The organism is Mesorhizobium sp. M7A.F.Ca.US.011.01.1.1 (genome assembly GCF_003998295.1).
Taxonomy (GTDB): domain Bacteria; phylum Pseudomonadota; class Alphaproteobacteria; order Rhizobiales; family Rhizobiaceae; genus Mesorhizobium.
This window is the reverse complement of the sequence record NZ_RZRT01000063.1, coordinates 17,047-29,844: the sequence shown is the minus strand read 5'-3', so window position 1 is coordinate 29,844 and position 12,798 is coordinate 17,047. Positions and strand designations below refer to the sequence as shown.

The window sequence follows — 12,798 nt, the reverse complement described above, 5'->3', positions numbered from 1 at the left end:
CACATGAAACTGGTTCGCCGAAGCGCCAAGCGGTTGGGTTGGCGCGATGCTTCGGCGAACCCATCGTAAGGGGAAAACTGTTACCTATGTATCCGGTTCAAACTGTTACCCATCTATCGGCTGGACAGGGGCAGCGCTGACTTTGGATTGGCGTTCTCCGCTGCAAGTCGGACTTGTCGTTGGCCTAAAGCGATTGCCCTGGCACAAAGGCCGCCTCCCCTTGCGTCAGGCCCGCTTTGATGGCTGACTGTCGCGACGCGGGCCGCATTGGGGGATGGGCATGGCGACGGCGAAGCACGTGATGAAGCGCATATTGATGATGTTGGCCGGCTATTTCGTGTCGGTGCTGGTCGGCCTGATCGCCATCGTGGTGATCTACGTCGCGCTCAGTTCGCTGCCCAACGCGCCCGATTATTTCGACGCCATGGGCGTCTCGCCGATCGCGGTGCTGCTGGTGCCGCCGCTCGGCATGTTCGTCTATTTCCTGACGATCGTGGTGACCGCGCTGCAGACGCTGATCTTCGCGCTGATCGCCGAGTTCTTCTCGTTGCGCAATGTCCTGCTGCACATGGTGTTCGGCGCCGGCGCTTCGGTCGCCGGCTTCGCCCTGATCTGGCCGAGTGCACCGGAGGATATGGACCCGGAGCGCTGGGTCGACATCGGCATCATCGCCGCCGCCGGCCTTGTCGCCGGATTGCTCTATTGGCTGATCGCCGGGCGCGACGCCGGCTTCCGACGGCCACTGTTCGAACGCTAGAGGTTGAGGGCTTCTGCCTCAGCTCGACGGCGAGCGAACCGCCTCGGTGGCGTCCAGGGCTTGCTTCAGCCGCGAGTCGCGGTCGTAGACGTCGCCGAAATATTCGACCTTGCCGGACAGATCGGGCCAGGCGGTGAAATAGGCGACATAGACCGGGATGGTGCGTGTCACGTTCTCGGTCGCATGGCCATGCTTCAGCTTCTCCGCGATATAGTCCACGGAGGTGCCAAGCACCGCCGCCGCCATGCCGCGCGGGTCCTGCAGCCGCACGCAGCCATGGCTGAGCGCGCGCATATCCCGCTGGAAGAATGATTTCTGCGGGGTGTCGTGCATGTAGATCGCGTGCTTGTTGGGGAACAGGATCTTCAACTCGCCCAGCGCGTTGGCCTCGCTCGGCTGCTGACGCACGCTGTAGGGGATGTTCGAGCCATAGGCGCCCCAGTTGACCGCCGACGAAGGAATGCGCTTGCCGCGCGAATCCGTCACCTCATAGCCAGCCCGGTCGAGATAGCCCGGATCGTTGCGCAATCTCGGCAGCATCTCGTTGACGATGATCGACTGCGGCACGCCCCAATAGGGATGGAAATCGACCTGCTTGATCTGGTCGTAGAAGAAGGAGGTCTGGTTGGTGGTCCGGCCAACGACGACACGCGTCTTCAGCTTTTCCTCGCCATTGTCGATGTAGCTTGCGGTAAAGGCCGGCTGGTTGATGAAGACGCGCGGGCTGCCGAGATCGGAGGGCAGCCAGCGCAGTTCCTCCAGCGCCACTTCCACCTTCAGCAGCTTGTCGGCCTTGGATGTTCCGGCCAGCGTCGCGACGGTGCGCGGGCCGATGACGCCGTCGCCCTTCATGCCTGCCTTCTGCTGCACGGCCTTGATGACCGGGACCAGTTCCGGAACATAGACGTCGCTGGTGGCCAGCCTGGACAAGATCTCGCCATAGGCGCCGCCCATCTCGTCATCGAGATTGCGCGCGATCAGGGTCAGCAGCTTCGGCAGTTCGGGGCTGGTTTCGCCCGGCTTCAGCAACAGTTTGGGGTCGACGACGATTTCGTTTTCCGCACTGGCCTGCAGCGATTCCAGTTCGACACGCAGCGCTTGGTATTCCGCATTCTGCGGATGCCGCGACTCGAGATAGGTGCGCACTTGCTGGGTATGCGCCAGCGTCCTCAGCACGCCTTGCAAGTCGAGCGGCTTGGCCGGGAAATCATAGTAGCCGGTCATGCGGTTGGGATCGACGCGGCCGTTCTGGGCGTCGTGGGCATAGCGCAGCACACGCGCGGAAAGCGCCATCTCGAAACGGACGAGCTCTTTCAGTTGCGCATTGGCATCGGCCGACGATGCGCCGGCAGCGGGCACTTCGACCGTATAGTCGGCGGGCGTGAGGCCATAGCTTGAAGCCTCGCCAAGCACCCGCACCGCATCCTGGGCGCGGCTGTTGAGGCTGGTTCCGCTTACCCAGATGAAATCCGGATTGGCCGAGTAGTACGCGATCAGCGCCTTGGCGATGTCGGGCTCGGCTAAGAGTTCGTAGTCGCCCAAGCTGGCAACCGCATCATGAAACGCGGCACCCGTAGCCGACGGAACGAAGGCGGCGTCCTGCGGTGTCGCCGGCTGCGGCGTCGCGGCCAATGCCGAGAAGTCGACGCGAACCAGCCGGTCGGCCTTGTAGGTGTAGTAGGATGGGCTGCTGATCTTCACATTGCCGCCGCCACCACCGGACACTTTCGGCTTTGGCTTGTTCTTCGGCGGCGGGGGCGGAAACTCGCCTTTCGGCGCATGCTTGACGCCGCCGCCGAAAAGCATGTCGAAGAGCCCCTGCGCGCCTGCCTGGGGTACACCGAAAGCCAGCGTTGCCGTGATTGCCATCAGCGGCATCACGGTTGCTTTGTTTCCGAGGAATTTCATGAATCACCCGCTCCGGCCGCAACCGGTTCCCGTTCCGCACGCTAGATCGTCCCGCTCACCGCATGGCGGATGTAAGGCGCGACTATACTGATTCATACCGATTTCGTTAAGCTTTCATAAATTTTGGAAAGCCTGTTGCAGAACGGTTTCACAAGATCGTGACGGCTGGAGCGGAGGGTTGTTCCGCCCCAGCCGGAAATCTCTCGGGATCAGGCGTTGGCGCCGCCATCGATGGTCAGGGCAGCGCCGGTGACGAAGCGGCCTTCAGGGCCTGCAAGCCAGGCGACCATGCCGGCAATGTCATCGGCCTTGCCGAAACGCGGTGTTGCCATCTTCCGACGCTGATGCTCGGCGTGCGGGCCGTCGGCCGGGTTCATGTCGGTGTCGGTCGAACCGGGGTGGACGACGTTGGCGGTGATGCCGCGCGGGCCGAGGTCGCGCGCCAGCGCCTTGGTCAGGCCGACCAGCGCCGCCTTGCTGGCTGAATAGGCCGTGAGGCTGCCGTCGGTCGCCCTCTCGGCAAGGTTGCTGCCAATCGAGATGATCCTGCCGCCCTCACCCATATGCACGGCCGCCGCTTTCGAGGCGATGAATGGAGCCCGGAGATTGACCTCCATGGTCTCGTCGAAATCTGCGAGCGACAGCGTGTCGATGGGGGCGGCCCGCCAGATGCCGGCGCTGTTGACCAGGATGTCGAGCCGGCCGAAGGCGGTCACTGCGTCGTCGACGGCCTTGTCTATGGCGACCGCATCGCGGTTGTCGGCCCTGATCGCGATGGCGCGGCCGCCCTTGGCCTCGATTTCGGCGACAACCGAGCGAGCCTGCTCCTCGCCATGCACATAAGTCAGAGCGACACTGGCGCCGTTGGCCGCGAGCCGTCGCGCAATCGCCGCACCGATGCCGCGACTGCCGCCGGTGACGAGCGCGGCCTTGCCGCCCAGTTGGTTGGATGACATCGATTTCTCCTTTTGTAACGATCGATACATAAATACTGCCAGCCTTGCCCACCGGCGTCAACTTAATTATGTATCGATCAACACAGAAAAGAGCATCATGTCGGAACGAGGCCGCCCCCGCACCTTCGATCGAACCGCAGCCCTGCGCCGCGCTATGCAGGTGTTCTGGGCGCGTGGTTACGAAGGCGCATCGATGAGCGAGCTGACCGCCGCCATGGGCATCAACTCGCCCAGCCTCTATGCCGCCTTCGGCAGCAAGGAGGCGCTGTTCCTCGAGGCGACGGATTTCTATTCGCACACCGAGGGTGCCGACATCTGGCTGGCATTGGACGAGGCTCCGACCGCGCGGCAGGCGATCGAACAATTCCTGAGCCTGACGGCGAAGGCCTATGCGCAGAGCGATCGTCCGCAGGGCTGCCTGATCACGCTCGGCGCGCTGCATCAGGATTCGAGCCGAGGCGCCATCTGCGACGATCTGCGCCGTCGTCGTGCCGAAAACCACACCGCCCTGCGGAAGCGTCTCGAGCGCGGCGTTGCCGAAGGCGAATTGCCGGCGAATTTCGATGCGAGCGCCGCCGCGACCTTCTTCGCCACGGTCCAGCACGGCATGTCGATCCAGGCACGCGACGGCGCCTCGCACGATGCCCTGCTGGCGACGGTTGCCGGGGCCATGGCGGCCTGGAGGACGCTGGCCGGCGGCAACGCGGCGTGACAAACGCCGGCTGGTGTGCTCGAAATTCTGACTTGCCAGCAATGCTAGGGCCGGCAAGGCCGGGAGGGATGAGAGCGTGAAAAAGGGTTATCGCGAGCTGCTGGACGAGGCGAACGCCGTGATCGAGGTGGTTTCGCCGGAGGAAGCGGCCGGGCTGCTCGACGATGAAGACACGATCTTCGTCGATCTGCGCGATCCACGCGAAGTGGAGCGCGACGGCCGGATTCCCGGCGCCAAACATGTCACGCGCGGCATGCTGGAATTCTGGATCGACCCCGAAAGCCCTTACCACAAGCCGTTCTTCGCCTCAGGAAAGAGCTTCGTGTTCTTCTGCGCCGGTGGCTGGCGCTCGGCCCTGGCCCAAAAACGGCGCAGGACATGGGGCTTTCGCCGGTCAAGCACATCCTTGGCGGCTACACCGCCTGGAAGGCCGCCGGACTGCCGGTCGAACCCGGCGAGAAGAAGAAATAATCTCGACCGCCGCTCAGTGCAGCAGCAATGGCTCGCGATGCGTCACGAAGCCGACCGCGCGTTCAACCACGCCCTTGTCGGCGAGAATGCGGCGGTGGCCGAGCCCATCGGCCCAGTAGAGCCGCACATGGCCGCCGGCGCCGGCATAGCGCCTTGCATGATCGGCCGAGACTTCGCGGTCGTCCGGTGCGTGGATGACCAGGGTCGGCACCGGCGCCTGGGCGAGCTGACGGTCGCCGGTGAATTCGTGCAGCGGCCGGCCGGAAAGATGCTCGACCCGGTCCGCCATGGCGGCTTGCGAGCGCGGGCCGACATTCAACATATGACTGAAGTCGGCAAAGATCGCCGGCAGTGAACTTGGCGCCGCGATCAGCACCAGGCGTCCGGCCGCCAGCGGCGGGATGTTCTTGACCGAACCGGCGATGGCGTTGACGGCAACGGCGCCGCCGAAGGAATGGCCGATCGCTGCCACGAAGGGGCCGAACCACTCGCCGGCAATTCGCACCGCATCCACGGCATTGACCATGTTCAGGCGCCGGCCCTGCGACTGGCCGTGGCCGGGCAGGTCAAGCGAAACGACCCTGTAGCCGGCGGCGCGATAGCCTTCGATCAAGGCGCGCATATATTCGGTGCGCGAGCGCCAGCCATGGACGACGAGCACCGTGCCGGCGGCCGCCCTGCCCGGCTCGGGCCGGAACTCGTGCACCATGACGCAGCCGGTCGCGGTCTTCAGCCGGTGATGACGCGCCTCGGTCATGAACCCGGCCGCACGCTCGACAGCGCGGCGCTCGCCATCGCTGAGCGCCTTGACATTCGGGGTGCGGCAGAACAATTCGAACGCCGCGCGTCCGCTAAGCCGCGGCGCGACACGCTCTGCCGCACCGAACACGCCCCGGATGACCTTCAGCCCGAATGATGCCATAGTGAAAATCCATCCATACGTTCAAGCATGAACATAATAGTTCAAAGATGAACAATAAACAAGAGCTGCCTTGGGACAACCCGCGTTTCCGCAACTGGGTCGCGGTGGCGCGCGCATGCCATGTGCTGGAGCGCACGCTGGCGGTGAAGCTTGCGCCGCTCGATTTGAAACCGGCGCAGCTCGACGTGCTGATGAACCTCTATCGCCACCCCGGCATGTCGCAGCACGATCTTGCCCGCAAGCTGCTCGTCGGCCGCTCCAACATCACCATGCTTTTGCCGCAGCTGGAGGCGCGCGGCCTGCTGCGCCGCGAAGGCGATGAGAAGGACAAGCGCATCCTGCGGCTCGCGCTCACCGAGGCCGGCGAGGCGCTGCTGATGCAGGCGCTGAAAGTGCATATGGCGCTGATCGAGAAGGCGATGAGCCAGTCGACGCCGGAACAATGCGACATGATCGGCGAGCAGATGCGCAAGATCTATGATGTGCTAAAAGAGGCGTGACGACCTTTCAGCCAGACCTACCACATCGTCTTCTTCGCCCGCTCCGGCCATTCCTTGTCGTAGGTCTCGCCGTCGATGTTGCTGCGGCTGGTGATTTCCAGGATCTGTCCGGGCGTCGGCAGCGACTTCGGGTCGACGTGCCTTGCCGCGTTCCAGAGCTCGGAGCGGACGATGGCCCGGGCGCATTGGAAATAGACCGAATCGATGTCGACGACGGTCACCGATCGCGCCGCCTTGCCATCCACCATGAATGATGCGCACAGCGCCGTATCCGTGGTGATATGAGCGCGGCCGTTGACACGCAGCGTCGTGCCGGAGCCCGGCACCAGGAACAGCAGGCCGACGCGTGGGTCGCGGATGACGTTTCGCAGCGAATCGGCGCGGTTGTTGCCGCGACGATCCGGCATCATCAGGGTTTTCGGATCATGGATGCGCACAAAGCCAGCGAGATCGCCGCGCGGCGAACAGTCCAGTCCCTCCGGGCCACTGGTCGCCAGCGCGACGAACGGCGAGGCTTCGATGAAGGCGGCATATTCGGGAATGATTTGGTCGAGTTCCTTGACCAGCGAGGCCTCGCCTGGAACGCCATAGAGCGCCTCGAGCTGCTCGACCGTGGTGATGACGAACATGTTTTCGCCTCCAAACCTTTGCCGGCGCTACGCCATCTCGATGACGTTTTGACGACAGCGAGGGGAATCGATTTAGCGGTCCCGGCTCAGGCCCTTTTCCGCAAGCTCCGCGAGATAGGCTTCCCAGCGCGCATCCTTCTCGTGGCCGAGCGTATGCAGGTAATTCCAGGTGAAGATGCCGGTGTCGTGGAAATCGTCGAAGGTGATGCGCACGGCGTAGTTGCCGACTGGCTCGATCTTGAGGATTGCGACATTGCGCTTGCCGGGGACCGTCACCCGCTGATCCGGCGAATGGCCCTGCACTTCGGCCGATGGCGAGGCGACGCGCAGCAGCTCCGCCGGCAGTTCGAACGGCCGATGGTCGGGAAAGGTGACGGACAAAAGTTTGCGGTCCTTGGAGACCCTGAGCTCTTTCGGTGCGGTCATGCTGTTCGATCCCGTCTCATCCGCCCTTCTCTACGCCGCTTCGCCAAACGGGAAAAGACCTGATGAGACCGACCGACATGCGATGTCGGCGCAGGGATGTTACCAAAGATCGAGAGGCGGTATCTTGAATGAATGGCCGGATCGTATCACATAGCGGTATATAACGAAGCCGTTCACGGCCACGGGAAGCGCTTGAAGCATGGACATGATTGATCCTTTCGGCCGCACGATCAGCTATCTCCGCGTGTCGGTCACCGACCGCTGCGATTTCCGCTGCACCTATTGCATGGCCGAGGACATGGCCTTCCTGCCAAAGAAGGACCTGCTGTCGCTGGAAGAGCTCGACCGGCTGTGCACGGTTTTCATCGAAAAGGGCGTCAGGCGATTGCGCCTCACCGGCGGCGAGCCGCTGGTGCGCAAGAACATCATGCATCTCGTGCGCCAGCTGTCGCGGCATCTCGCCAGCGGCGCGCTGGAAGAACTGACGCTGACCACCAACGGCTCGCAGCTGTCGCGCTTTGCCGCCGAACTCGCCGATTGCGGCGTGAAGCGCATCAACGTGTCGCTCGATACGCTCGATGCCGACAAGTTCCACAAGATCACCCGCTGGGGCCATCTCGACAAGGTCATGCAAGGCATCGATGCCGCGCAGGCGGCCGGGTTGAAGGTCAAGCTCAACGCGGTGGCGCTGAAGGATTTCAACGACGCCGAGCTGCCCGAGATGATGCGCTGGGCGCATGGCCGCGGCATGGACCTGACGGTCATCGAAACCATGCCGATGGGCGAGATCGATGCCGACCGCACCGACCAGTATTTGCCGCTGTCGCTGCTGCGTGCTTCTCTGGAACGCCAGTTCACGCTGACCGACATCCCCTTCAAGACTGGCGGCCCGGCCCGCTACGTTCATGTCGCCGAAACCGGCGGACGCCTCGGCTTCATCACGCCGATGACGCATAATTTCTGCGAGAGCTGCAACCGCGTCCGGCTGACCTGCACCGGCACCCTCTATATGTGCCTCGGCCAGGAAGACGCAGCCGACCTGCGCTCGCCTTTGCGCGCCTCCGAAGGCAACGAACTGGTCGCCGAAGCGATAGACGAAGCGATCGGCCGCAAGCCGAAAGGCCATGACTTCATCATCGACCGCCGCACCAGCCGCCCATCGGTATCGCGCCATATGAGCGTCACCGGCGGCTGATCTTCCCGCCGATCTGTGCAAGAATTGCCGTGCGGTCATCGACTTCGGGGCAAGACATGCGGCGGTTCTTTTCATTCGGAACGTTTTTCGCTGCGATCGCGGCGAGCACGGCAATTGCCGCGCCGTTCACCTATGTGAACGAGCGCTTCGGCACCGTCTGCACCTTTCCCGACGAAATCTTCACCGAGCACCAGCCCGAGCCCGACAATGGCGACGGGCAGGAATGGCTGAGTGCCGATGGTGCCAGCCTGATCTGCTCGGGCATCCTCAACATCGACGACGATACGCCGAAAGGCTTTGTCGCTGCGGAGAAGGCGAGCAACGAGCCGGGCTACAAGGTGACCTACAGCAGGGCCGGAAAGGACTGGGCAGTGCTGTCGGGCTTGAAGCATGGAAAGATCTTTTACGAGCGACGTCTGTTTGGGAAAGACGGCATCATCCGCACGGTCTGGGTCGACTATCCACCGGCACTGAAGTCGAAATACGATCCGCTGGTCGGCGCCATTGCCGGCAGTCTCAAGGGACCATGAACGTTTCGGACACACCCCAGAAAAAGTCTTGTTCGCGAACCGCAGCCGGATTTACGGCCAGTCTGTTCCAGCCTAGCCTTTCTCTGGAAGCGGCTCTTCGCTCACAGGGGGAATATATCATGCGCAAACTCGTTCTTTCTCTAGCCTTGCTTGGTCTCGCGGCCGCGCCCGCAGCGGCGCAATCGATCGGCGGCACCTATACCGTCGCCGGCACCAACTTCGACGGCTCGGCCTATGGCGGCGAAGCCACCATCACGCTGACCAGCGGGACGACCTGCGCGATCCATTGGGAAACCGGTGGCTCATCTTCCGACGGCATCTGCATGCGCAACGATGATGCCTTCTCGGCCGGCTATGTCATGGGCAAGGATATCGGCCTCGTCGTCTACAAGATGACGGACGACGGCTCGCTGCATGGTCTGTGGACCATCGCCGGCAAGGAAGGCAATGGCACCGAGGTGCTGACGCCGAAGAAGTAAGTTCTGCCGCCATTGCAGGTGATCTTCTGGGCCACAAACAAGGCTGTGGCCCAGCCCTTTGCTGTTGCTGTTTCATGCTCGCCTGTTACAGGCTTGCTGCCTAAATCGCGTCGCGTTTGAACGGATTCAGGCGACGCGCTTTAGGTCTTTGTTTCTTATGCATGCCGTTTCCCAAAAATCGAGGTCACTTTGGGCGACATGCATTAGCAGAACCGGTAGCCGTCTTGCCCCTGTCACCAAATATTCGCGGCGCGTTGTTCATGATGGTGGCGATGGCCGGCTTCTGCCTCAACGACGCCATCACCAAATACTCGTCACAATCGATGAACATGGCGCAGGTCATGTTGATCCGTGGGGCTTTCGCTTCGCTTTTCGTTGGCTTGCTCGCCTGGCAGCGCGGCGCGCTCGCCCGCCCGGGCTCGATGCTGCAGCCTCTGGTGGCCCTGCGCGTGATCAGCGAGGCCGGTGCCACGGTGAGTTTCCTCGTCGCCCTCGCCCATCTGCCGATCGCCAATGTTTCGGCGGTGCTGCAGGCGCTGCCGCTGGCGGTGACGATGGGAGCGGCACTTGTCTTCGGCGAGGCTGTCGGCTGGCGGCGCTGGCTGGCCATCGCCATCGGATTTGCCGGTGTGCTGATCATCGTGCGGCCGGGCTTCGAAGGGTTCAGCATCTACTCGCTGTCGGCGCTGGCCAGCGTCGCCTGTTGTGCGGTGCGCGATCTCGCCACCAAGCGGATCCCCAAGGCCATTCCGACATTGCTGGTGTCGACGGCAACCGCGCTTGCCATGACCATCGTCGGTGCCGCGCTGTTGCCGGCCATGGGCGGCTGGACGCCGATGACGGGCAACAGCACAGCCCTGCTGGCCCTGGCGGCGGTGCTGGTGATTATCGGTTACCAATTCATCATCATGGCGATGCGGGCCGGCGACATCTCCTTCATCGCGCCGTTCCGCTACACGGCCCTGATCTGGTCGATCCTGCTTGGCCTGTTCATCTTCGCCGACATTCCCGATCTGCCGATGATCGTCGGCGCCACCATTATCATCGGCTCCGGCCTCTATGCGCTCTACCGTGAGCGGATCGTCGGCCGGCGCAAGATCGTCGCCGAAAGCACGGGGCCGACCATGGTGCCGGACGGCATCTAGTCAGATCATTGAAGGTTCTTGTGATTTCCGACGGCTGGCGTACAGGCTTCGTGGCATGAAGCGAAATGTCTTGGGGATCATCCTGGCCGGTGGCCAGTCGAGGCGGATGGGCGGCGGCGACAAGAGCCTGCTGCCGCTTGGCGATGGCTGCCTGCTTGACCAGGTCGTGTCGCGCTTCACCCCGCAGATCGAATCGCTGGCGCTCAGCGCCAATGGCGACCCTGCAAGGTTCCTGCGCTTTGGCCTGCCGGTACTTGCCGACACGGTGACCGGCTTTGCCGGGCCGCTTGCCGGGATCCTCACCGGCCTCGAATGGGCCGCCGCCAATACGTCTTGCAAGGCGATCGTCAGCGCTGCCGGCGACACGCCCTTCCTGCCGTTGAACCTTGTCGAGCGTCTGGCAGCGGCCGTCGCTCAAAGTCCCGGTTCGATTGCCGTTGCCCGCTCGGCCGGCAAGCGGCACCCGACCTTCGCCCTCTGGCCGATCGGCTGCCGCGATGCCTTGCGGCACTTTCTGGTCGATGAGGATATCAGGCGGGTGTCGGCTTTCATCGACCGGCACGGTTTTGTCGAGGTGGAGTTCCCGGTTCCGCCATCGGCGGGGGTCGATCCTTTCTTCAACATCAACGAGCCGGACGATCTTGTGTCTGCCGAGCGTCTGTTGCAGAGCATCAAGCCATGAACAGACGCGTCTTCGGCATCACCGGCTGGAAGAATTCCGGCAAGACGACTTTGACCGAAAGGCTGGTCACCGAACTTGTCCGGCGCGGCTGGAAGGTATCGACGGTGAAACACGCCCATCATGATTTCGACATCGACAAACCGGGTGCCGACAGTTTCCGCCACCGGCAGGCCGGCGCCACCGAAGTCGCGATCGTCTCCGGCGTTCGCTGGGCACTGATGCACGAACTGCGCGGCGAGGATGAGCCGACATTGGAGACTGTCCTGTCGCGGCTTGCCCCTTGCGACCTTGTGCTGGTCGAGGGCTACAAGCGCGAAGCCCATGACAAGATCGAAACCCGCCGGCTGGATGCGAAGGACCGTACGCCGCTTTCGGCGGAGGATCCCAACATCGTCGCTGTCGCCGCCGATTTTGCGATTGAAGGCGAGCTGCTGCCGGTATTCGATCTCGACGATGCAAAATCGATAGCCGACTTCATCGAGCGCACCACTGGGCTCGTTGCTTGAGCGCTGACGCAACGGCAGAATAGCCTTGCCCATTTTTACGGTTTTGCAGTTGCTTTTTTCTTGGAAAGAGTGGGAGTATCGCGCCAGCGGGCGGTCAAAAGCACCGCCCCACAGAGCCGTTCGGAACGACGGCCGGGACCATAAAGAGAGGACCATAATGCGTATTTCACTGCGTATCGCGCTTGCCGCATCGGCCGCGCTGCTGACGCTCGGCGTCGCCCAGGCCCAGGAAAAGACCCTGAGGATCGGCACCGAAGGCGCCTACCCACCCTTCAACAACCTTACCGCCGATGGCCAGCTCGTGGGTTTCGACATCGACATCGCCAAGGCGCTTTGTGATGAGATGAAGGTCAAGTGCACCTTCGTCGCCCAGGATTGGGACGGCATCATTCCCGCCCTTCAGGCCGGCAAGTTCGACGCCATCGTCGCCTCGATGTCGATCACGCCGGAGCGGATGGAAAAGGTCGACTTCTCGCACAAATACTACAACACGCCGTCGGCGCTCGCCGTGCCGAAGGACAGCACGCTGAAAGGCGTGACCAAGGAAGATCTCGCCGGCAAGACCATCGGCGTCGCCACCACCACTACGCATTTCAACTATGCCTCGAAGACCTACACCGACAGCACCGTGAAGGGCTATCCGAGCAGCCCCGAGGAGCAGGCAGATCTTGCCAATGGCCGTCTCGACGCCATCGAGGACGATATTGTCGTGCTGCAGCAGTTTCTGGATTCGCCTGACGGCGCCTGCTGCAAGATCCTCGGCCAACCTTCGCCGCAGCCGGTCGAGATCTTCGGGCCTGGCGCCGGCATTGCCGTGCGCAAGGGCGAAACCGACCTGGTCAACAAGCTCAACTCGGCCATCGACGCCATTCGCGCCAATGGAAAATACAAGGAAATCAACGACAAGTACTTCAAGTTCGACGTCTACGGCGCCGAGTCCTGATAAATACGGTCAAGACGGCGGGGAATTTCCCCGCCGT

The 12,798-nt window shown here is 62.8% G+C and carries 15 protein-coding genes and 1 pseudogene; 11 read left to right on the top strand and 5 right to left on the bottom strand.

All coding sequences use genetic code 11. The annotated features are described in order from the left end of the window. Nucleotides 1–274 precede the first annotated feature (274 nt). Nucleotides 275–757 carry a hypothetical protein gene (locus tag EOA13_RS31575; RefSeq protein ID WP_164780458.1) on the top strand — a complete coding sequence of 161 codons (483 nt, stop codon included), beginning with the start codon at nt 275–277 and terminating at the stop codon, nt 755–757. An 18-nt stretch (nt 758–775) separates the two neighbouring features. Here the strand turns inward: EOA13_RS31575 and EOA13_RS31570 are convergent, their stop codons facing one another. Together EOA13_RS31570 and EOA13_RS31565 are read right to left on the bottom strand one after the other, a co-directional pair. Then, on the bottom strand, nt 776–2,665 hold the full coding sequence (locus EOA13_RS31570; protein ID WP_127297307.1) for a murein L,D-transpeptidase: 1,890 nt from the start codon (nt 2,663–2,665) through the stop codon (nt 776–778). Between the two features lie 209 nt (nt 2,666–2,874). Continuing rightward, entirely contained in the window at nt 2,875–3,621 is a 747-nt protein-coding gene (locus tag EOA13_RS31565; RefSeq protein ID WP_127297306.1) for a 3-oxoacyl-ACP reductase family protein, read from the bottom strand. A 97-nt stretch (nt 3,622–3,718) separates the two neighbouring features. Here EOA13_RS31565 and EOA13_RS31560 point away from each other — a divergent pair, with 97 nt between their 5' ends. After that, nucleotides 3,719–4,333 carry a TetR/AcrR family transcriptional regulator gene (locus tag EOA13_RS31560; RefSeq protein WP_127297305.1) on the top strand — a complete coding sequence of 205 codons (615 nt, stop codon included), beginning with the start codon at nt 3,719–3,721 and terminating at the stop codon, nt 4,331–4,333. 76 nt (nt 4,334–4,409) lie between these two features. Then, nucleotides 4,410–4,804, top strand: a pseudogene (locus tag EOA13_RS31555) (rhodanese-like domain-containing protein). Between the two features lie 13 nt (nt 4,805–4,817). On the opposite strand, the gene EOA13_RS31550 reads toward EOA13_RS31555, so the two are convergent. Further along, entirely contained in the window at nt 4,818–5,726 is a 909-nt protein-coding gene (locus EOA13_RS31550) for an alpha/beta hydrolase (protein ID WP_127297304.1), read from the bottom strand. A 47-nt stretch (nt 5,727–5,773) separates the two neighbouring features. Between EOA13_RS31550 and EOA13_RS31545 the strand changes: the two genes are divergently transcribed. Next, nucleotides 5,774–6,226: a MarR family transcriptional regulator gene (locus tag EOA13_RS31545; protein ID WP_023813960.1), complete on the top strand. Its 453-nt coding sequence runs from the start codon at nt 5,774–5,776 to the stop codon at nt 6,224–6,226. 17 nt (nt 6,227–6,243) lie between these two features. Here the strand turns inward: EOA13_RS31545 and EOA13_RS31540 are convergent, their stop codons facing one another. Together EOA13_RS31540 and EOA13_RS31535 are read right to left on the bottom strand one after the other, a co-directional pair. After that, on the bottom strand, nt 6,244–6,855 hold the full coding sequence (locus EOA13_RS31540) for a pyridoxamine 5'-phosphate oxidase family protein (RefSeq protein WP_127297303.1): 612 nt from the start codon (nt 6,853–6,855) through the stop codon (nt 6,244–6,246). Between the two features lie 72 nt (nt 6,856–6,927). After that, nucleotides 6,928–7,281, bottom strand: a complete 354-nt coding sequence (locus EOA13_RS31535; RefSeq protein WP_023813958.1) for a DUF971 domain-containing protein — start codon at nt 7,279–7,281, stop codon at nt 6,928–6,930. Nucleotides 7,282–7,480: 199 nt separating this feature from the next. Between EOA13_RS31535 and moaA the strand changes: the two genes are divergently transcribed. From moaA to EOA13_RS31500, 7 genes are all read left to right on the top strand, one after another. After that, nucleotides 7,481–8,476 (top strand): GTP 3',8-cyclase MoaA, encoded by a 996-nt coding sequence (gene moaA / locus EOA13_RS31530; protein ID WP_127297302.1) that lies wholly within the window; start codon nt 7,481–7,483, stop codon nt 8,474–8,476. 56 nt (nt 8,477–8,532) lie between these two features. Next, nucleotides 8,533–9,006 (top strand): hypothetical protein, encoded by a 474-nt coding sequence (locus tag EOA13_RS31525; protein ID WP_127297301.1) that lies wholly within the window; start codon nt 8,533–8,535, stop codon nt 9,004–9,006. A 119-nt stretch (nt 9,007–9,125) separates the two neighbouring features. Beyond that, nucleotides 9,126–9,485 carry a hypothetical protein gene (locus tag EOA13_RS31520; protein ID WP_127297300.1) on the top strand — a complete coding sequence of 120 codons (360 nt, stop codon included), beginning with the start codon at nt 9,126–9,128 and terminating at the stop codon, nt 9,483–9,485. Between the two features lie 224 nt (nt 9,486–9,709). Beyond that, complete coding sequence (locus tag EOA13_RS31515; protein WP_127297299.1) at nt 9,710–10,630, top strand: DMT family transporter; 921 nt, start codon at nt 9,710–9,712, stop codon at nt 10,628–10,630. Between the two features lie 55 nt (nt 10,631–10,685). After that, nucleotides 10,686–11,312, top strand: a complete 627-nt coding sequence (gene mobA / locus EOA13_RS31510; RefSeq protein WP_127297298.1) for a molybdenum cofactor guanylyltransferase MobA — start codon at nt 10,686–10,688, stop codon at nt 11,310–11,312. Further along, the gene (gene mobB / locus EOA13_RS31505) at nt 11,309–11,818 is read left to right on the top strand and encodes a molybdopterin-guanine dinucleotide biosynthesis protein B (protein WP_023813952.1); all 510 of its coding nucleotides are present in this window, start codon (nt 11,309–11,311) and stop codon (nt 11,816–11,818) included. Before mobA ends, mobB begins: the two co-directional genes overlap by 4 nt. 157 nt (nt 11,819–11,975) lie before the next feature. Then, nucleotides 11,976–12,761 (top strand): ABC transporter substrate-binding protein, encoded by a 786-nt coding sequence (locus EOA13_RS31500; protein ID WP_027036615.1) that lies wholly within the window; start codon nt 11,976–11,978, stop codon nt 12,759–12,761. The last annotated feature ends 37 nt before the right edge of the window (nt 12,762–12,798 follow it).